Genomic DNA, 20,547 nt, shown 5'->3' with positions numbered 1-20,547 from the left:
TTACATCCTGAAGACGCCTTGGGACTTTTCACCCCAGGACTTGTTAAGACTTGCAGAAATCCCCAGCGCCAGAACCCGACGGGTGTCGGCCGGATCAATGATCCCGTCGTCCCACAAGCGTGCGGAGGAATAATAACAAGCACTTTCTTTTTCGTATTTTTCCAAAGTCGGGCGTTTGAATTCAGCCTGTTCTTCAACAGACATCGTTTGCTTTTTCGCCGCCATCTGATCCATTTTCACAGTCAGAAGCACGTTCGCCGCCTGTTCGCCACCCATCACGCTGATCTTGGCATTCGGCCACATCCACAACTGACGAGGCTGGAACGCACGACCGCACATCCCGTAATTTCCGGCACCGTAAGACCCACCGATCACCACTGTGAACTTAGGCACATGTGCATTGGAAACCGCCATCACCATTTTGGCTCCGTGCTTGGCGATCCCTTCGTTTTCGTATTTCTTACCGACCATGAAACCCGTGATATTTTGCAGGAAGATCAAAGGCACTTCGCGCTGTTCGCACAGCTCAATGAAATGAGCCGCCTTCAGGGAGCTTTCACTGAATAGCACCCCGTTGTTGGCGATAATACCCACAGGCATACCCCAGATATGGGCAAAGCCCGTCACCAAAGTTTTTCCGTACAAGGGCTTGAATTCATGGAATCTGGAGCCATCCACGATACGCGCAATCACCTCGCGCACATCAAACGGCACACGGCTGTCTTTCGGGATAATTCCGTAAAGTTCTTTTTGATCAAACAAAGGCTCTTCCACCGGAAGAGTTTTCAACTGCACAGCGCGCTTGTGATTCAAGTGCGCCACGATGGAACGTGTGATCTCAATCGCATGTTCATCGTCTTCCGCGAAGTGATCTGTCACACCGGATGTTTCACAGTGAACTTGTGCGCCACCCAGCTCTTGAGCGTCCACAACTTCTCCCGTTGCGGCTTTCACCAGCGGAGGTCCGCCCAGGAAAATCGTTCCGTTTTCTTTAACGATGACTGTTTCATCACTCATCGCCGGAACGTAAGCACCACCCGCCGTACAAGATCCCATCACCACCGCAATTTGCGGGATGTTGGCTGCTGACATGCGTGCTTGATTATAAAAAATTCTGCCAAAGTGATCGCGATCCGGGAATACATCCGCCTGCATGGGCAGGAAGGCGCCCCCGGAATCAACCAGGTAAATACATGGCAGACCGTTTTCAAAAGCAATTTCCTGCGCACGAAGATGCTTCTTCACGGTCATCGGGAAGTAAGTCCCACCCTTCACCGTCGCATCGTTGGCCACGATCACACATTCTGTTCCGTGGATCACACCGATCCCCGTCACCACGCCAGCACCCGGCGCCTGGCCTTCGTACATGTCCCAGGCCGCCAAAGTCGAGAACTCCAGGAAAGCAGTACCGCCATCGACCAGCGCTTCGATACGTTCGCGTGCTGTCATCTTGCCACGGGATTTGTGTTTCTTCGTGGCATCCTCGCCACCACCTTGTTTCACCAGGTTCACACGCTCACGCCACTCGTTGACGAAACCAAGCATCGCCTCGCGGTTGAGTTTGAAATCAGGGGAACTGGAATCAATTTGTGTCTCTAAAATTTCCATAGAACCTTGTGCTTATTCTTCCACGCCAGCACTGAGGGCCGGTGTGTGTTTAAAACTCATTTGCAAACGGAACTCTGCCACAGCCTGATCGTTGCTATCAAAGACCTTCAGCTCTGCATCGGCTTTGGATTCACGACGATCGCGAATTTCCGCCAGCACCACTTCGCGCGTGGTTTCAGGCAGCTCCATACGGATACGGCATTCATCACTGGTAACTTTGAAAAACTCAGATTCCAAACGGGAGATATGAATATCAAAAGTCCCCATCGGCGCATGACGAGCCCACAGAAGTTTCGCCGCCTCAATCGCCGCTGTCGTCAAAGCCCCTTCGTGCAAGGTTTTAACTTCATTCAAATTGCGAGTGCGCGCCGGAACTGCCATCTCCACTTGCGTGTCTGACAGCCGAGAGATTCTCAAACCCATCCCGGCAGAAAAAGGGCGAACAATATCAAGCGCATAACTCAAGGCAGCATGCGAGGCTTTAGGTGACACCTCTTCCAAAAGTGCTGCCAGGTCTGCGGCACTCAAACGAATGCCTCGATCTTCCAATTGGGACTTCAGTCCGTCCTTGGCATTTTGTAACTGCTGACGCAGGTTTTGCTCCAGCTCAATCCCCTTCGACATTAAGATTGTCAGCCATTGTTGGTTCATGAGATACCCTCTCTGTACGAGTGTTGAAAAAAACGGAATATCATGGTCGGATAAGGATGTCAGTTTTATCACACTGAGTAAACCGAGAGAGGACCCCTGAGATGAAGAAAATTGTAAGCCTGGTTATTTTCATTGCTGCCCTTGTTTGGACGTGGAATGTGATTCACACTTCCCAGGCTGTAGGATTCGAGACGCACTCCGGCATTCAGACTAAACTAGCAGACCTTATCACTCAGACCCTGACGACCAAAAGACCTCAAGCCAAAGACCTGGCGATCACTCGTTTATGGACCGAAACTTTGAGCGACAACAAGGTGCGTGCGGTTTTTGCCTACAAATTCACAGACATTGCTGAAGATGGCGAAGCCATGGAACAAATCATCGAGGGCGAAGCTGTTCTTTACCGTGATGTTTCCGATCAGGAAAACGTGGACAAATGGGTTCTTCAATCTGTGAAAACCACAAATGATATCATTGTTTTCACTGAAGGCTCCACTATTACTCCGGGCGAGGAAACTCCAGCAGAGGCGACTCCGGCTGCGACACCTGCACCGACTGCAACTCCGGCGAAATAATGCCTATCCCAACTCAGTTCCTTCAGATTGATGAAGAGGGTCATCCCCTGAGCCGCGAAGTTCGCATTCAGGACCCTCTGGCTGGGCAGGAAATCCTGCAAAATCTGAAGGTTCATGAAGGTGGCACACTGCTGTCCACCTTCGGCGGAACTCCTGTCATCGTTGAAGCCTTCGACGAACCTTATGTAGCTCTGCAAGTTGAATTAAAAAGTGACCACACCTGGGAAATCCAACTTCCGTTCGGTGTGCATTATTCCTTTGAACTGGAATCCCTGTCTTTGGACGAGTGGGATCGTTTTCACGGCTACTCTGCCAACAAAGTCCCGTTCGTCATGTCTCGCAAAGCCCAAGCCAGTTTCTTTAACCTGCTGGAAGGATTCGGTGACGACTTTATCGAGTTTAATGGCAAGACCTACGACATCCCAATGTACTGGCCTGCCGACAAAGCCGTGGAAAAAGAAACTTACTGGAGTCAGATCTACGAACAGGAAGCCAACCCCGGCTGGAATCTGGGTGAGCCTGCAGAAGCCCTGAAAGACATGCTTCCCCGACTGAAGATCGCCCGTTCTCGTGTGCTGGTTTTGGGTTGCGGTGAAGGCCACGATGCCGCCTTGTTTGCAGCCGCTGGCCACTTTGTGACGGCGGTGGATATTTCCCCGTTGGCACTGGAGCGTGCACGCAAGTTGTACGGTCACATGCCTAATTTGACTTTTGTGGAAGCCGACCTTTTCAAGCTGCCCGCAGACTTCGATCAGTCCTTCGACGTTGTCTTTGAACACACCTGCTATTGCGCGATCAATCCTGAGCGCCGCAAAGAACTGGTCAAAATCTGGAACCGCGTTCTGGCGCCAGGCGGCCATTTGATGGGCGTCTTCTTCGCCTTTGAAAAACGCAAGGGTCCGCCATACGGAGGAACCGAGTGGGAACTGCGCCAACGTCTGCGCAACTCCTACCACCCAATTTTCTGGGGCCGCTGGCAAAAATCAATCCCCCGCCGCCAAGGCAAAGAACTTTTCATCTACACAAAAAAAACCTAAAAGGTACCTGCTTACTTTTTCCGAAGCGCAACGTTAGATGCGATGCTTCGGAAAAAGTAAGCAGGTACCTTTTGGAGTGGTTATGCATATTGAGTTTACGCAGGCTGATGACAGTCATGTTGAGGATTTGGTGGAGTTGGTTAATTCCGCTTACCGTGGGGATAGTTCCAAGGTGGGGTGGACGACGGAGGCTGACTTATTGGATGGTCAGCGTGTTGATGCTCAAGGCATTCAAGCGCTGATCGACAAAGAAGAGTCCGTGATTTTGGTCGCTGAAGATGATGACACCGGAGATCTGCTTGGTTGTGTTCACGTCGAAAAGCAAGGTGCAAAAATGTATCTGGGCATGCTGACTGTGGCCCCCGAGTTGCAATCAAAAGGCCTCGGCAAGATGCTCCTGAGCGAAGCAGAAGCCCTTGCAGAATTCTGGGATTGTAATAACATTTTCATGACAGTGATTTCAATCCGCACAGAGCTGATCGCCTGGTACGCAAAGCACGGTTTCAAGGACACTAAAGAAACCAAACCTTTCCCGTACGGTGACGAACGCTTTGGCATTCCGAAAGTGGAAGGGTTGCAGTTCACTGTTCTGGAGAAAAAACTTTAAAAAGAATGCAAAGCCTCTCACTGACGAGAGGCTTCCTTAAGGAGCCACTATGATCAAGGGATTGATCCTCGTTCTGTCTCTGTTCGTCTCTTCCGTTGCCTTTTCCACTGAAGAAAAAAATGAGATCCCGGATGACAAAGATGTCCACACGCAGTTTGGAACCTGCCACCAGGAATTCCTGCCTGCGAACTTCAATCTTTTTGTCTGGAATATCAAAAAAGCCGAAGCCCGCGATTCCTGGGCCCGGGACTTTGAATTCTTCGTCCCGAAATCCGATATTGTTCTGATTCAGGAGGGCATGATTGATTCCTATATGCCGAAGGTTCTGGAACGCCAGAAAAACTTCTGCTGGGATTTCGTCACCAGTTTCATTGAAAAAGACGGCGATCAAACCGGCGTGGTCAGCGGTTCTTACGCAGGTCCGATGATGGTTCACTTCCTGCGCAGCCCGGGCCGTGAGCCGGTGATCAAAACCCCAAAAATGGTGCTGGTCAGCGAATACGCGCTAGCCAATAGCACCGAAACCCTGTGGGTGGCCAATATCCACGGTCTGAACTTTGTAACCGACCGCCTGAACCGCGAACAGATCGAACAAGTCGCCCAGTTCCTGAAAAAGCATCAGGGCCCGCTGATCTTTGCCGGGGACTTTAATTCCTGGAACAAGAACCGCCTAACCTACCTGAACGAAATTTTAGGCCGCCTGCAAATGCATAAACTGGCATTTGCCAATGATAACCGCAGGTTCAAGCTGGATCACATCTACGTCCGTGGCTTGGAACCGGTTTCCACCAAGCTCCACAACGACATCGACAGCTCTGATCACAAGCCACTTTCCGCGGTTTTCCGACTGAAATAGTTCCCGCCAATTCCACCGAACAGAGGTGCTAAATCCCCTGTTCGGTGATGATTCATTTTCTGTATAATAAGTTCTTTTCTATGTATTAAAAATTCTCTCGGTTTCAGCGCATATTCTTCCTCATCAGGGGAGGTATAAATGTCTTTGAAAACTGCATTCACAGCGCTTTTGGGGCTTATGGTTTCCTCTGCGGCTTTGGCAGATCAGATGGGGCCGAACGGCGACAAGTTCTACGAAGAAGCCGCTCACTACGAACATGCCTGCCAGGTCACACCTTGTAAATCCGGCTATTCCAACCAAGTAGTGTACAGCCAAAAACAAAGATTGAACAAATTGTCCGAAGACACTCGCGCGGCTTTGAAAGCTGTCGCCGTGGATCAGGCGCAAGTTTGGGGCGACACTATTTTGGAAGGTGACTACCACGCTGCGGGCCGCACTCGTTTGGACGAGGTTCTGGCGTTCTATAAAAACTCCCGCCTGATCGGTTACAAAATTAAGTACTCCGAAAAAGCCTGGTATGTTGGCGATTGCAGCTTCAACGGCAAACGCGAGTCTTTAAAGGGTTGTAAAGAAGGCCGTATTATCGAAGGCAGCTATGTTTCCGCTGACTATCAGACCTACTTCAGTGATGAGGAACGTTACGCAGAGTTTTCTTTTATCAACGAATAAGTTCTAAGCTATAGTCGCCCCCATGGCGATAGTAATTGAAACTACAGAACTTTCCCGGGTCTATCAGACCTATCAAAAGCCCGAAGGATTTATCAACTCCCTAAAGGGCTTCGTCAACCGCAAGCACATCTCTAAGGTGGCGCTGGATAAAACCACCCTGCAAATCGAGTCCGGCCAGATTGTCGGGCTTGTCGGAGCCAACGGCGCAGGCAAAACCACCTTACTGAAAATGCTTTCCGGCCTGGTCACTCCGACCAGCGGTGATGCACGCGTTCTGGGATACAGACCCTGGGAAAGAAAAAACGAATTCCTTCGCCAGATCAGCATTCTGCTGGGGCAGAAAAATCAGCTCTGGTGGGATATTTCCCCGGCGGACTCTTATTCCTTGCTGGCGCGTATCTATGATCTGGATCCCCAACAAGCCCGCAAGCGCGTGGACCATCTGGCGGAAATGCTTCAATGCACGCACGTGCTGCACACGCAACTGCGTCGCTTAAGTTTGGGAGAGCGCATGAAGATGGAAATCATCGGCGCTCTTTTACATGAACCTAAAGTTCTGTTTCTGGATGAGCCGACCATCGGCTTGGACATTGTGGCTCAGGAAACCATTCGTGAGTTTCTGGATCAGTATGTGAAAGAAAAAGAACCCACCGTGATCCTGACCAGCCACTATATGGACGACATCGCCAAACTTGCTGACAAATTACTTTTAATCAGCAAAGGCAACATCGTCTATCAGGGCACCGTCCCGGAATTCGTCGCTAAATCAAACACTGAACTGGCTGAAAATGAAGAGGTCGATTTTGAAGATGTCATTCGCCGCTTTTTGGAAACGGAATCTCGCGTTCGCTAAGCTCGCGATCCAGTCCAATCTTGAATATCGTCTGAATTATTTTGTCGATGCCGTTGTTCAGCCCTCGCTGACCACGGGTATTGAGATGCTACTGTGGTTTGCCGTATTCAAAGGCGCCGGGGCGACAGAAATCGCCGGATTCGGGCGAGAGTATTATCTGGCCTATGCTTTGTGGGCCGCCTTCTTTGCGCGCATTTGCACAAGCTGGATGTACGAGTATCGTATGATTCAGGAGATTGACTCCGGCTCAGTCAATAGTCTGCTGGTCCGCCCGATGACCTTCTATGAATACTATTTCTCGCAGTTGATGGGCTACAAGCTGGTCACTACAGGGGTGTCCATGCTGATTCCTTTTGCCGCGATTCTGGTTTTCGATCTGCCGACCAAATTTGAACGTCTGCCATTGGCTTTTGCACTGGAATTCTATTATCTGGTGCTGGTGCATTCGATCAGCTTTGTGATCGCCGCCGGGGCCTTTTATCTGAACAAGGTTTACGCCATCACCGGAGCCAAAAATCTGGCTTTGTGGCTGATGACAGGTGAGCTGTTCCCGCTGGATCTGATGCCAGAGCCTTTGAAATCCATCATGGTTGCTCTGCCATTTAGTGCCGGTGTTTATGTGCCTGTCGGCTATCTGACAGGGCGACTGGAGGTGGCTTCGATCTGGCAGGCTTTTGCCTCTGTCACCATGGGAATCGTTGTTGTGAATATGCTGGGTGTCTGGTTGTGGCGCAAAGGTGTCAATGTTTATACCGGAACAGGGGCTTAACATGAAGACGCTGAAAAAGTATCTTTCTTTGTACGGCGCTCTTTTCCGTACCAGCTTCATCGCAGATCTTGAATACCGTGTGAACTTTGTCACTCGCATTGCCACGGATATTTTCTGGTATCTGGCTCAGATTATGACTTTTGAAGTCCTGTTCCGCCACACACCCAAGATCGGGGACTGGAATCTGGAACAAATGCGCGTCTTTCTGGGCGTCGTGTTTGTGGTCGATGGACTTTACATGATCATTCTGTCAGAGAATCTGGATCAGTTTTCAGAAAAAGTCCGCAAGGGTGACCTGGATCTGCTTTTGGCAAAACCTATCAACTCGCAATTTATGATTTCGCTGCAAAAGGCCTCTACGGCAATGATTGGAAATCTTTTGATCGCCAGCAGTTGGTTCATTTACAGCATTGTCCAGCTTTCAAACTTTGAATGGCTGCGTCTATTGTGGTTGATTGTCCTGATTCCGTGCGGACTTGTGGCTCTGTACGCGATGCGATTCTTTATGGCCTCCACGGCTGTGATATTTGCCCGGTCAGAAAACTTGCAGTTTATCTGGTATCAGATTTATCGTCTGGGGATGCGCCCGGATTCCATTTACGTTCCTTGGTTTAAATGGATGCTGCTGACCGCCCTGCCTGTTGGGGTGATTGCCAGCGTTCCTGCCCGCGCCCTGCTGGAACCACCGGATCTGGCCCTGTTTGCATGGGTTGTGGCGCTGTCGGGTATTTTGATTTATTTAACAAACAAGTTCTGGAAATTTGCCCTGCGCTTTTATTCCAGTGCAAGTTCCTAAAGAAAGGCTTTCGATATGATTAAAATTTACGGATCTCCACTTTCAAGTGCTGGTCGCTGTTACTGGATGATGGAAGAATTAGGACTTCCCTATGAACAAGTTCCATTGAACATGCGCGAAAAGCAGCACAAGTCCGAGGAATATCTAAAGATCAATCCTAACGGAAAAGTGCCTGCAATCGTGGATGGTGAATATGTGCTGTGGGAATCCATGGCGATCACCAACTATCTGGCGAAAAAACACAACAGCCCGATGGCCGCACAAAATGCGGAAGAAGAAGGGCAAATACTGCAATGGAGCTTCTGGTCTTTGGTGGACCTGCAAAAACCAGCTGTGGACTGGTTGATTCAAGCCATGTTCGTTCCGGCAGAACATAGAAATCCCAATATCATTGCTGACGCCCAGAATGTCCTGCCTCGTTATCTGCAAGTTCTGGAAAAGGGACTGACCGGAAAAAATTATCTGGTTGGAAATCGCTTTACCGTGGCTGATATCAATGTCGCTTCTGTTATCGGCATTTTGCATGCTTTGCAGTTTGATCTGTCAAACTATCCAAACATCACAAAATGGAGCCAAACCTGCCACAGTCGTCCGGCAGGCCAAAAAGTCCAGGCGATGAGATCCAGCACTCACTAAGCCGGATCTCGCACCGGGCTCGCCCTATCCCAGGGCGAGCTTTTCAAAATCGGTGATTTTCCTGTTAATAACTGAAATTGATTTCTTCCAGAACTCGGGACGACGGATATCTTCACCCAGATGTTTCTGTACCAAGTCTTCCGCACTCATACGTCCTGTGTCGCGCAGAATATTAATATAAGTCTTCATAAAGTCCTTACCCAGTTCCTGACGGCGGGCATAGACACTCATACTGAACAGATAACCAAAGGTATAAGGATAGTTATAGAAGCTAATACCTGACATCGCAAAATGCAGTTTCGTCGCCCAGAACATTTTATCATTGGCACTTAAAGTTGGTCCGTACCACTTCGTCCAGGCTTCATCTGTCAGTTGGGTCAGCTCGTCAGAACTTAGCGTGCGCTTTGCCCGCTTGTCATAGAAACTTTTCTCAAAATCAAATCGCGCCGGGATATTCAAAAGGAAGCTTGCCGCCCCTTCAATTTCACCCCAGGCAAATTCAATCTTTTCCTCTCGCGTCTGCGCTTTTTCCAAAAGCACATCGTGCAACAAAGTCTCAGAGAAGATGCTGGCTGTTTCAGCCAAAGTCATCGGATACCGTGTCTGCGCACGAGGCATATCGCGCATCACCCAGGAATGATACGCATGGCCCAATTCGTGCGCCAAAGTGGAGATGTCACTGTTTGAGCCCATGTAAGTCATAAACACACGCGGTTCACGGCGTTTCTGGAAACCTGTGCAGTAAGCACCGTTGCGCTTGTTCGGCAGAATACGCGCCTCGATCCAGTTCTTATCCGCCATCATGCCGACGAAATCCGACATCGAACCATCCGCCTGCGCAAAAGCTTCCTTAATCATCGTCAGGCCATCTTCGTAACTGCGTTCTTTTTTAGAGGCGGAAATCGGGCTTTGCGCCAAAAGATCCCACGGGTCCAAAACTTTCTTGCCCATCAGTTTTGCCATCGCCAAGGGCGCCTTGCGGGACAGTTCCACATTGTCATGGCAGGCTGAAAGCATGGCCTCCAGAGTCTCACGAGTGATACGGCTGTGGAACAAAGACTGATCCAAATAGTGCGCCGTCACTGCGTGAGAGCGCTTCTTATTTTCTTCATGGCGCCAGCCCGCCAAAGCATTCAAAATTGCTGCTGCGGATTCCTTATGAACTGTCCAGGCCTCCTGAATAGAGGTCCACGCCACGCGGCGGGTGCCTTCATCCTGGCTGCGAGTCAAAGCCGCTGCCTGTGCTAGCCCCACTGTTTCGGTGCGATCCGCATACTTCAGCTCACAACGCATGGAACCGCTCAGTTTTCCATAGAGTTCTCCCCATGCATGCAGACCCGGTGTGGATATGGCCTGAAGCAGGGTCTCTTCACCATCAGAAAGCATGAAAGGTTTCAAACTTCTTTTTTCCGCCCAAAGGAAATCACTGGCTGCCAGCTCCGGATGAGCCAGAATCTTTTGCAAAATTTCTTCGGAACAAGATTTTACAAAGCTATTCACCGGCACCAGAGACTGATACATACGCGACATCAGATCGTTGACTTCAGATCTTTTTGCCTGCGCTTCATTCAGGGAGCTGTCCACCGAAAGATGGCACATCAGGTAGGTGCTCATGTTCGCCAGCAACACCTGTGTCTGATCCGCATTCACCAGAATTTTCTGAATGGATTCCACTTGCGCATCCCAAGGTTCACGCAAAGCTTTGACGTCTTTTTCAATCTGATCGACCTGAGATTTCGTCAGATCAAATTCATTCTGAAATTCAACGGAGTTATAAGACGGGTATTCTGATTCGATATTCCAAGCCATTTTTTCCATGGCTGAAGCATACCCCAAAAAACCAAAAAGCCGAAGTTCTGCTTCGGCTTTTCGCGGGACATCTTATCTTTTTTCCAGGTCATCTTTGGCTCTGAGCAATGTCGCACCCAGATCATTGATAATTTTACTCACTTCCGGTGACAGCGTCTTGCCGGAAAGCTGCAATTGCAGACGGTCCGTTTCATAGAACGGTCCCACCTGCTTGTCATCATTCCAAGCCGCAACAAATTCACTTTCAAAGCCGCCAATCACCTTCTGATCAAACAGTTGTGCCCCGAATTCCCGGAAGCTTCCCTGCAAGGTGTCCGGATTCAGATTAGAAGACCCCACCAGCATCACCTTACCATCAACAGACATGATCTTACGGTGATTTTCCTGATGATACCCTTGTGTTTTACCATTCGGGAAACGAGCTTCGATACCCAGGGTGCGACGGGCCTTCACCTCCACTCCATGACGCATCATTTGATCCAGGAACAGCGTATTCGGCAACCCACCCATCGCAAAGTTTCCGTTGTGATCAGCAAGGATATGGATTTTCAAAGCCGGAATCTGTGCCTTACGCTTCATCAACGCATCGTTGATGTATTTGTCATAGATAAACAGATGTTCCATGTAAATGTGGCTTTCCGCTTTGGAAATCATATCCACCAGCAGATTGCGGGTGTCTTTGATCTTTGCATCCACATTGGCCTCGGCCAGACGCACGGACTGATCACCCACTGCCGGGAAGCTCATGCGTTTTAGCTTAAACCAGGACAGAATTTGTTCACGATTCTTCAGGTAAGCTTCATTGGAATAGCCCTGTTCCTTGTAATAGAACCATTTTCTTTCATTTACATCTGTCGTCAAAGCCGCATCCACATCATCATAGTACGCCGCCTGCACCAGTGCGGCCGCCGGGCCTTTGATGTAAAGGGCATTGTCATAGTAGTAGCCACCACTGTGATCAGACCAGTTTTTGGAACCAAAATACGCCTGCGGAGCATCCGATTCCGCATCCACAACAATCACCTTACTGTGGTCAATCTTGGATTCATAGTACGTGTTACGCTTTTCCAAGGATTTGAAGGTCTCTTCCGTTTTTGGAACCAGATTCGTGATACCAAAAGGAATACCTGGTGGATGGCGCTGGATACGACTGTTTCATTTTGAATTTTATGAACCGAACCTGCGGTTGATTTCGTCCATCCCGGTCCTCTCGTACTAAGGACAGGTCTACTCAAATCTCATACGCCCACGAAGTCAGAAAAGGCACTGTCAATCAAACGAGGTGTGGAGGTGTTTCCTCCCGCACTTCCCAAACGACCGTCATCATTGTTTCCCCAGCAATAGACTTGCCCGCTTTTGACAGCGCAGGAGAATCCATAACCCACGGCCACACTGGTTACTCCCGAGTTCATATTTGTCACAGCCTGAGGTTCCGTATTGCAATCGCCAATACAACTCGCAACTCCCAGAGCCTGGCTGTCAAACCAGCCCCAGCAATAAGCCGCACCATCGTCAATACCGCAATAGTGATATTCGCCTGTCACCCGGCTTAAATTGGTAAAGCTTCCCACGGGAACATAGGACGAACCGAAGTTGTCACCCGCACAATAACCTTTGCCATTGCGAGCGATGCAGGAGTTATAGCCATTAGTGGCCACCGAAGTGACACCGTTGTGGAATATTTTGCGAGGCAAAGCCACACCCTTGATGTCGCCGGTTCCGCAGGCACCAGACTGATTAAACCCCCAACACCACAAAGCGCCGGAAGATTCCACTGCCAGGCCCTCATTGTTCATGGCCATCTCAGTCACGCTGCTTAAACCCGGAACCGTCTGAGGCACAAGATCCGAGTACTGCGTTGCTGCGCCACCAATTCCCAATGCTCCATCTAAGTTGGCTCCCCAGCAATACACACGTCCCTCAGAAACAGCACATTGCGTGTTAATAAAGATACCTTTTTCAACCATGCTGATCTTAGGCAAGCCAAAGTTTTCCACCCCGGCCGCAGTTTCACCACTGTTCCAACAGTACAAAGTGGACTCATCTTCGGCTGCCACGCACCACTCTGAAGAATTAATATGATGATCAAGATGCGACACTCGCCCTGACAATCCCGTGATTTTCACCGGAGTTGTCCCATAATCTCTTCCCCAACAATGCACTTCACGAGCAGACGTCGGGTCCGCCTCAGACAACACACAATACTGATTCGAGTGGGATGCGGTTTCGATATTAACAATACCCGTTGGCATTCCGGCCACCTGAGCCGCCGTAGGATACTTGTCATTATTTACCGGACGAAGGATTCCATTGTCCGCGTTCGAACCCCAGCAGTACACCTCTCCCGTCGAAGTGAGCGCACAGGCAGACGCACTGCCCACCGCCACATCAACAGCCGTTCCCATAAAGCCCATCACCAGTGTCGGGCTTGTTACAACTCCTGTTGTCTGATTGTTTCCAACAATGCCATTGTCATTAAAACCCCAGCAACGAATCTGCCCCGTGCTCATCACCGCACATCCTGCCGTGGCACTGCCGACTGAAACCTGAACTGCGTCTGAACCAATAAGCAGCACCGGAGAATTCAAAACTCCCCAAGCTCCCGGAACGTTGTAACCCCAACACCAAACCTCACCGCCCGTTTTCACTGCACAGCTGTAGCTACCGGTCATATCAAAACTTAAAACTCCAGCATCCATTTGCAGAGGCGTAACAGGAAGAGTGACACCCTCACTCATGGAATAACTCACACCATCGCCCAATTGACGACCTTGTCCTCCATTACCCCAACACTTCAAACTTTGATTGGAAAGACGCGCACAAAAAGAACGCGTTCCCGCTTTGACTTCAAGAGCTGTGATGCCAGAATCCGCCGAGGCAACCATCTGCACAGACTTGGACTGATCCGCCCCCTCATATTCATAACGAACTTCAAAATCATCCTGAAAACTTGCAGGCGCGCTGGCTGCAAATGATAAAACGACAGTGCAAGAAGCCTGACTTGCCAGGGCTTCCGAACAAGTTCCTCCCGTTCCCGGGAAAACATCCCCGACAAAGCGGAATGGGAAATTCAGTCGCCAGCTACGCAAACCTTCAACGGCTTTGGATCCATAATTTTTAACGGTCACGGTTCGGGAGTTCGTGGTTCCCACGGTCACATGACCGAACTCCACTTTATTGGTCGTAAACTGCAAAGGATCTGTCTCGGAACCAATGTGTCCACCGCCGCCATCACCGCCACCGTTTCCACCGTCGTTGTTCCCGATAGTGGACGTCAGATCGCTCAACAAAGAAGCGTCCAACGAACAAGCCGTCGTTAAAAGTAATGATAAAGCTACAGGTGCAAACCAAAACGAAACCAATCGCACGCAAACCTCCGAGAAGCACTGTATGCTTTATCGGAGACCCAGGCAGGAAAACGCATAACCACTTCAGGTTATTTCGACCCAAATACAGGGAAAACTGAACTATCTGGAGACCCAGTTGTGAGCCACGCTCAAGAATGAAACGAACTGCCTTCAGTGCTACGGCACCAAAGGAAAAATAAGAAGGCGGGATCTCGGTTTTGCTATAAGCCGGATTCTGTCCCAATCACCAGGTCCCATAATTTGCCCCGATAATCGTGGATGATCATTCCTCTGGGAGTGGCATTACTGACACCCTCAAGCGATCTTACCCGGTGACTACGGGCTGGCCGCCCTACTAATGTCACCCTATTTGATCTTGCTCCGCGCAGAGTTTGGCTGTTTTCACTCCAGCGGCTCCCCAGACCCTCCCGTTCCCGGTGTCTGGCTCAATGCCCTGGACATTCTCTCTGTTCCACTGTTCCTAGTATTACTACCGAGGGGCGTTACCCCTTGCGCTGCCATATGGAGTCCGGACTTTCCTCTCTAATTTCAGGAATTTAGAGGGAGTCCGGACTTTCCTCTCTAATTTCAGGAATTTAGAGTCTTATTAGAGCAATCATCCGCAAAACCGTGGGGATTTCTAACACTATCCAGCATTTCGTGCAAGAAGGTTTTCTTAATCCCGGTTTTATTTTACTTTCTAAGCATCGTTTACAAAAGGATTAAATCATGAAGATCTTGGTATCTCTATTTGCGTTCGCTATGACTTTGACTCTTGCTTCTGCTTCTTTGGCTGAAGAGGCTCATGGTGGTGGCGGTCACGGCGGTGGTCATGGTGGTTTGACCGAAAAAATGAACGCTTTGTTCCCTCAACCAAAAGCAGACCCTGCAAAGAACGAAGTTCCGGCAAAACCAGAACTGGAAAGCCCAGGCTACTATCAGGCGATCAAAGCAGATAAAACCACTCTGACTTGGAAAGCAGTTACTGGCGCTGATGAATACCACGTGCAAGTGGCAACAGACCCTAACTTCAAATGGTTGGTGGCAAACGAGTACTCCGTAAAGAACAACTCTTTTGAAGTGACTGGCCTGGAAGCTGGTAAGCACTATTTCTGGAGAGTCGCAGCTGTTAAATCACACAACTGGAGCACATTCCGCAAAAGTTTCTTTGCAATGTCTATGTTCGAAACTCCCGCTGCAAAGTAAGTTGTTGCGAAAATTTGATTGCACGCACCAAGAGCCCTTATCCAAGGGCTCTTTTTTTTGCGCTTCAACAGTTGATACGCGCAATTACAAAGTTTTAATCCCCAGCCCGTTTTGTAATTTTATATCTTTGTAAGAGTGTAGATACACTTATGTCATGACTCATTCGGTGTATGAGGCGCTTCTCAATTCAAACGCAGTGATAGAGTTCGACATCCAGGGAAATATTCTCTGGGCCAACTCCAATTTCCTGAATCTGCTCGGATACGAGCTGGCTGAACTTCATGGAAAACATCATTCTTTGTTCCTGCCGGAGTTTCACCAACATGAACTTGAATATCAAGAAATGTGGAATCAACTTGCTGAAGGACATGCCCAAGCCGGGGAATTCAAACGCCTGAGCAAACATCAAGAGGTCATCTGGATTCAGGGATCTTACACACCCGTAAGAAATGCAGAAGGGGCCGTCATTAAGATCGTCAAAATGGCGGTCGATATCACCGAAAAGAAAAGCCTGTCGGACAATCTGGAAAAGAAAAATCGGGAGCTGATCGGTGCGGCCACCAAGGCCCGTGCAGCCACTCACGCCAAGTCTGTTTTTCTGGCGAACATGAGCCATGAAATCCGCACGCCATTAAATTCCATTATTGGTATCACGGACACTCTGGCTGAAACCATGCTGGATGATCAGCAGTCGTCTTTCGTGGAAATCCTTCAGCGCGCCAACCATCAGCTTATGACGATCATCAACGACATTCTGGATTTATCAAAAGTCGAAGCCGGGGAAATTGAGCTGCGTCCCTTGCCGTTCAGGCTTCAGGGGATGCTGGATGATCTGGTCGCGGTTCTGGGGTTCCGGGCCAAGGAAAAAGGTCTGCAACTGAAAATAGAAATTGAACCCGATGTGGAGGAATACTTCGTCGGGGATGCGGATCGTCTGCGTCAGATTTTAATGAACCTTTTAAATAACGCCATCAAATTCACCCAGGTCGGCAGCATTGCCTTGCGAGTCGCCGTGAACCGCACCTCTCATTCCGGCAATCTGCTATTCTGTGTTTCTGACACCGGGATTGGTATTTCCAAACAGAAGTTCAAAGACATCTTCCAGCCCTTCACACAGGCGGATTCCACAACAACGCGCAAGTACGGTGGCACAGGCCTGGGGCTTTCCATCACCAAAAACATCGTACAACTGATGAACGGAAATATTTGGTTTGAAAGTGAACTGAACGTCGGAAGTGCGTTCTATTTCACAATTTCCGTTCCCACCACCACGGAAAGGAAAACCTCCATGCACAATCCTTGGCAGGGTCGTTATCAATTGACCGATATCAGACACAATATTTCCCACAGCCGTTTGCGTATTCTGGTGGTGGATGACGTGGACGACAACCGCAATCTTTTTGGGATTTACCTGCAAAAAACCATTCATGCTGTCAGCTATGCCAGCAGCGGATCTGAGGCCGTGGAAATGGTTAAAAACGAGCACTTTGACATCATCTTTATGGATGTGCAGATGCCGGGAATGGACGGCTATGAAGCCACTCAGTGCATTCGCACGCTGGAAAAAGATCTGGGCAGAACCCCGGCGCGAATTTTTGCCTGCACCGCCAATGCCTTCCAAGAGGACGTTCGCAAGAGCCTGTCAGCAGGATGTGATTTGCATCTGTCCAAGCCCGTGCGCAAGGACACCATGCTAAAAGCCATTCATTCTTTCTTCAGCGCTCCAGAAGCTCTTTACTAGGGCTTGCCAGAAGAGCGCTGCTCATTCAAATTCAGACGATCCAGCACAGTCTGACGGGACAATCCGCCGTTTTCCTGCACGGAATAGTAAACCTTCAGAGCATGGGGATCTTCCGCACTCTGATAGATCATCCCCGCGCACATTTTGCAGGGCTTATGAGTTGAATATAACACCGCCCCGGCCGGGATTCCCCGCTGCTGTTCACGGTAAAAACGCTGCAACAGATTCACTTCCGCATGCAGGGTTTTATTCTTGGAATTGGAATTTAATCCGTAACTTAAAACGTCTCCGTTTTTATCAACCAGAACAGCCGCGATATCACGGTCATGGTCGTGCAAAACCTTTCCCCGTGGGACTTTCCGGGCCAGTTTCGCCACAGCTTGCAGAAAAGCCAGTTCTGAGTTTGGCTTTAGTTCTGCAACCCACTGGCGCACCTCGGACAGGGGCCTTTGATTTTCTGCGCTCAAGTGCTGGCTGATCGGCAAAATGTCGGCCCCAGCGGCCACTTCAAAGATCTTTTCAGGTCCGGGAAGCTGGTGATCCCGGGGAATCACTGAAGCCGTCACTCTTTTAGCTGTCACCTTCACCATACCCCGGCACATTTCAGTCAATTCTGCGGTGGTGTGGATTCTTTGGCGCAGGATAAAGAAACTGTGATCGACGAATTGTTCAAAAAGGCCCTGTAGCAGCTTCACCACGGCAGAGGATGGCAGGTGTTTTTTCCCTTGGGAACAACGGGCATAATAAAGAACCCCTTCGTGCTCTACGAAAGCGACGTCTGTTCCGTCTTGAGCAAGTAAAAATGCTATATGTTCTGCCCTTTTTTCTGCCAACATCCAGGAATTGGTACCATATCCCGTCTAAATTGTCTAAAAAGCCCCTATGGACATGATCAAAAACCGCTTGGAAAAGAACTTCAAAAAACTGAAAAGCTGGGCCGAACGCCATCAAATCGAGGCTTTCCGCCTGTATGATCGTGATATTCCCGAATATCCCTACATTGTTGATATCTACAAAGATCACTTCCTGATCTACGACAAAAGTGACTTGCGCGACAAGGATAAGAATCATCTGCCCCATGTACGGGAGGCGTTAAAGGCTTTGTTTAAATGTGATGATTCCAAGGTCGTCATCAAAAAGCGTGAACGTCAGGAAGGCCTGAAACAATACGAAAAGCTCGACGCCAAAGAAGACACCTTCGTTGTGCGTGAATCGCAGGCTTTGTTGAAAGTAAATTTGTACGACTATCTGGATACGGGGTTGTTTTTAGATCACCGGCCCATGCGCCAAAAGGTCTTTAAGACCGCAAAAGATCAGCGTTTCCTGAATCTATTCTGCTATACAGGGTCCGTCAGCGTGTTTGCCGCTCTGGGTGGGGCGCGCACGACCAGCGTGGATATGTCGCAAACCTATCTGCGCTGGGCTCAGGACAACTTCCAGCTAAATGAAATTGAGCTTGGTAGCCACAGTTTCGTCAATGCCGATGTGCTGGATTGGCTGCGCTCGCAAAAAAATTCGAACAGTTTTGACATGATTTTTCTGGACCCGCCGACATTCTCGAACTCCAAGAAAATGGAGGACACTTTCGAGGTCGAACGCGATCAGGATTTCCTGGTCGATAGCTGCATGAAAATGCTGGCCCCCGAGGGAGTTCTGTATTTCTCGAACAACAAGAGGAAGTTTAAGATTTCCGACAGCATTCTGTCCAAATACAGAGTGAAAGAAATCACCACAGAAAGCATCCCGCAGGATTTCCATGATAAAAAAATTCACAACTGCTTCGAGATCAGAACCAAATAAGGGCCCCTAGGGCCCTTTTCCATTTTGGGGACAAAAATACCTTGCCCCAGCCACCAAAAAGCCCTAGAACCCCCGCTTTAAGACAACTTCTAAAACCACAAGATCTCTAAGAAGATCACAGATATTTAAGGCTGTTCAAAATGCCACCAGCGCAAGGCGGAGGGGCTTTTCTGAAACGGAGGCGTGCTCCAAGCACGTCGGAGAGAAAGAAAAGACCCGACAACGCAGTCGATGGGGGTATTTTCAACAGCCGTCGGAGGAATGGGAATTGAAAGCACTTGGTCGTCATATTTTGGTTGAATTCAGTGGATGCAACGCTGAGGTTTTGAACGACGTTTCCATCATCGAAAGAAGCATGGTTGAAGCGGCACAAATCGCAGGCGCGACAGTTATCAACTCCACGTTCCACCACTTCTCCCCGTGGGGTGTAAGCGGTGTTGTTGTGATCCAAGAAAGTCACTTGGCGATTCACACCTGGCCGGAATACCGTTATGCCGCTGTGGATCTGTTCACTTGCGGTGATTCCGTGGACCCTTGGGTTTCCTTTGAACACCTGAAAAAAGCTTTCCAGGCCAATTACTCTGCTTTAGAAATGAACCGTGGTTCTTTGCATGTGATCCAAAAATCCGATTTCAAACCGAAGATCATGCGCGAAAAACCTTCCTTCGATCTTTCCAAAGGTTATCAGATCGACCGTAATGTGTGGTTCACAGACAAGGACGAAAACCAGGCGCTTTCTTTGCGCTACACTGGCGAAGTTTTGTTTGATGAAACGAATCCGTTCCAGCGCGTGCGGGTTTTGGATTCCTATTCTCACGGTAAATTCCTGGCGATCAACAACATGGTGATGTGCACAGAGCGTGATGAATTCCATTATCACGAGATGATCACTCACCCGGTGATGCAAGCTCACGGTAACGCGAAAAACATTTTGGTTATCGGTGGCGGTGACGGTGGCACGATCCGTGAATTGTTCAAATACGATCAGGTTGAAAAAGTCACGATGGTGGAAATCGACGAAGCGGTTGTTCGCGCTTCCAAAGAACATCTGCCAAAGATCGCTTCTGAATTCAACAATCCGAAATTGAATCTTATTATCGGTGACGGCATTCAGTTCGTAAAAGATGCGGCAGCAAATTCATACGATGTGATTATCGTGGATGGCTCTGACCCCGTTGGCCCGGCGCAAGGCCTTTTCACTGCGGAATTCTACAACAACTGTAAAAACGCATTGAAAGAAGGCGGCTTGGTAATCACTCAGGGTGAATCCCCGATGTTCCACGAAGGCACTTTCGTTGAATTGAATCAGTGCTTGAAAGGTATCTTCGGCAAGAAGAGTGTTCACACCATGCTATTCCATGCGACCACTTATCCTTCTGGAATGTGGAGCTTGCAGGTGGGCGTGAAAGGGACAAATCATCCGGCGAAAGACTTCAACAAAGACAATGCGCGCCAATTCTCTCTGGCCAAAGGTCTGAAATACTACAATGAAGATCTTCACGCGGCGGCCTTCTGCCTGCCTACATTCGTTAAAACGATGCTTGGCGATAACGCCTAGTTTATCTAATTGATATAGACCGCCTCCTG

Annotated in this window: 19 protein-coding genes and 1 other RNA gene; 13 read left to right on the top strand and 7 right to left on the bottom strand. The window is 49.3% G+C overall.

The genetic code is table 11. The features are described 5' to 3' along the window. Both EZJ49_RS13650 and EZJ49_RS13645 read right to left on the bottom strand, forming a co-directional pair. Positions 1–1,608 (bottom strand): carboxyl transferase domain-containing protein, encoded by a 1,608-nt coding sequence (locus EZJ49_RS13650; RefSeq protein ID WP_262552748.1) that lies wholly within the window; start codon positions 1,606–1,608, stop codon positions 1–3. Positions 1,609–1,620: 12 nt separating this feature from the next. Continuing rightward, positions 1,621–2,259 (bottom strand): PaaI family thioesterase, encoded by a 639-nt coding sequence (locus tag EZJ49_RS13645; protein ID WP_262552747.1) that lies wholly within the window; start codon positions 2,257–2,259, stop codon positions 1,621–1,623. A gap of 101 nt (positions 2,260–2,360) precedes the next feature. Here EZJ49_RS13645 and EZJ49_RS13640 point away from each other — a divergent pair, with 101 nt between their 5' ends. The 9 genes from EZJ49_RS13640 to EZJ49_RS13600 all read left to right on the top strand — a co-directional run bounded on the left by EZJ49_RS13640 (position 2,361) and on the right by EZJ49_RS13600 (position 9,057). After that, positions 2,361–2,834, top strand: coding sequence for a hypothetical protein (locus tag EZJ49_RS13640; protein ID WP_262552746.1), 474 nt, complete (start codon positions 2,361–2,363; stop codon positions 2,832–2,834). Beyond that, on the top strand, positions 2,834–3,871 hold the full coding sequence (locus EZJ49_RS13635; RefSeq protein WP_262552745.1) for a class I SAM-dependent methyltransferase: 1,038 nt from the start codon (positions 2,834–2,836) through the stop codon (positions 3,869–3,871). The genes EZJ49_RS13640 and EZJ49_RS13635 overlap by 1 nt, the downstream gene beginning before the upstream one ends. Before the next feature lie 82 nt (positions 3,872–3,953). Beyond that, complete coding sequence (locus tag EZJ49_RS13630) at positions 3,954–4,478, top strand: GNAT family N-acetyltransferase (RefSeq protein WP_262552744.1); 525 nt, start codon at positions 3,954–3,956, stop codon at positions 4,476–4,478. A gap of 49 nt (positions 4,479–4,527) precedes the next feature. Further along, on the top strand, positions 4,528–5,334 hold the full coding sequence (locus EZJ49_RS13625) for an endonuclease/exonuclease/phosphatase family protein (RefSeq protein WP_262552743.1): 807 nt from the start codon (positions 4,528–4,530) through the stop codon (positions 5,332–5,334). 138 nt (positions 5,335–5,472) lie between these two features. Then, positions 5,473–6,003, top strand: coding sequence for a hypothetical protein (locus EZJ49_RS13620; RefSeq protein WP_262552742.1), 531 nt, complete (start codon positions 5,473–5,475; stop codon positions 6,001–6,003). A 22-nt stretch (positions 6,004–6,025) separates the two neighbouring features. Then, complete coding sequence (locus EZJ49_RS13615) at positions 6,026–6,856, top strand: ABC transporter ATP-binding protein (protein WP_262552741.1); 831 nt, start codon at positions 6,026–6,028, stop codon at positions 6,854–6,856. Next, positions 6,813–7,625: an ABC transporter permease gene (locus EZJ49_RS13610; protein ID WP_262555960.1), complete on the top strand. Its 813-nt coding sequence runs from the start codon at positions 6,813–6,815 to the stop codon at positions 7,623–7,625. Before EZJ49_RS13615 ends, EZJ49_RS13610 begins: the two co-directional genes overlap by 44 nt. 1 nt (position 7,626) lies before the next feature. Next, complete coding sequence (locus EZJ49_RS13605) at positions 7,627–8,421, top strand: ABC transporter permease (protein ID WP_262552740.1); 795 nt, start codon at positions 7,627–7,629, stop codon at positions 8,419–8,421. A 15-nt stretch (positions 8,422–8,436) separates the two neighbouring features. Further along, positions 8,437–9,057: a glutathione S-transferase family protein gene (locus EZJ49_RS13600; protein ID WP_262552739.1), complete on the top strand. Its 621-nt coding sequence runs from the start codon at positions 8,437–8,439 to the stop codon at positions 9,055–9,057. Between the two features lie 24 nt (positions 9,058–9,081). Here the strand turns inward: EZJ49_RS13600 and EZJ49_RS13595 are convergent, their stop codons facing one another. The 4 genes from EZJ49_RS13595 to rnpB form a co-directional block, all read right to left on the bottom strand. Beyond that, a complete protein-coding gene (locus EZJ49_RS13595) occupies positions 9,082–10,875 on the bottom strand; it encodes a M3 family oligoendopeptidase (RefSeq protein WP_262552738.1) in 1,794 nt (597 codons plus the stop codon). Positions 10,876–10,938: 63 nt separating this feature from the next. Next, positions 10,939–11,937, bottom strand: coding sequence for a phospholipase D-like domain-containing protein (locus EZJ49_RS13590; RefSeq protein WP_262552737.1), 999 nt, complete (start codon positions 11,935–11,937; stop codon positions 10,939–10,941). A gap of 167 nt (positions 11,938–12,104) precedes the next feature. Beyond that, positions 12,105–14,234, bottom strand: a complete 2,130-nt coding sequence (locus tag EZJ49_RS13585; protein ID WP_262552736.1) for a hypothetical protein — start codon at positions 14,232–14,234, stop codon at positions 12,105–12,107. Between the two features lie 187 nt (positions 14,235–14,421). Next, an RNA gene (gene rnpB, locus EZJ49_RS13580) (RNase P RNA component class A) lies at positions 14,422–14,786 on the bottom strand. A 156-nt stretch (positions 14,787–14,942) separates the two neighbouring features. Here rnpB and EZJ49_RS13575 point away from each other — a divergent pair. Together EZJ49_RS13575 and EZJ49_RS13570 are read left to right on the top strand one after the other, a co-directional pair. Then, positions 14,943–15,419, top strand: coding sequence for a fibronectin type III domain-containing protein (locus EZJ49_RS13575; RefSeq protein WP_262552735.1), 477 nt, complete (start codon positions 14,943–14,945; stop codon positions 15,417–15,419). A 154-nt stretch (positions 15,420–15,573) separates the two neighbouring features. After that, a complete protein-coding gene (locus EZJ49_RS13570; RefSeq protein WP_262552734.1) occupies positions 15,574–17,160 on the top strand; it encodes a PAS domain-containing hybrid sensor histidine kinase/response regulator in 1,587 nt (528 codons plus the stop codon). On the opposite strand, the gene EZJ49_RS13565 is transcribed toward EZJ49_RS13570, so the two are convergent. Further along, a complete protein-coding gene (locus EZJ49_RS13565; protein WP_262552733.1) occupies positions 17,157–17,996 on the bottom strand; it encodes a Bd3614 family nucleic acid deaminase in 840 nt (279 codons plus the stop codon). The genes EZJ49_RS13570 and EZJ49_RS13565 overlap by 4 nt on opposite strands. Before the next feature lie 46 nt (positions 17,997–18,042). Here EZJ49_RS13565 and EZJ49_RS13560 point away from each other — a divergent pair, with 46 nt between their 5' ends. Then, complete coding sequence (locus tag EZJ49_RS13560) at positions 18,043–18,960, top strand: class I SAM-dependent methyltransferase (protein WP_262552732.1); 918 nt, start codon at positions 18,043–18,045, stop codon at positions 18,958–18,960. A gap of 268 nt (positions 18,961–19,228) precedes the next feature. After that, positions 19,229–20,518 carry a polyamine aminopropyltransferase gene (gene speE / locus EZJ49_RS13555; RefSeq protein WP_262552731.1) on the top strand — a complete coding sequence of 430 codons (1,290 nt, stop codon included), beginning with the start codon at positions 19,229–19,231 and terminating at the stop codon, positions 20,516–20,518. Positions 20,519–20,547: the final 29 nt, after the last annotated feature.

It is taken from the genome of Bdellovibrio bacteriovorus (assembly GCF_025558485.1).
GTDB lineage: Bacteria > Bdellovibrionota > Bdellovibrionia > Bdellovibrionales > Bdellovibrionaceae > Bdellovibrio > Bdellovibrio bacteriovorus_G.
The sequence above is the reverse complement of the archived record's forward strand: the minus strand, read 5'-3'. Positions and strand labels throughout refer to the sequence as shown.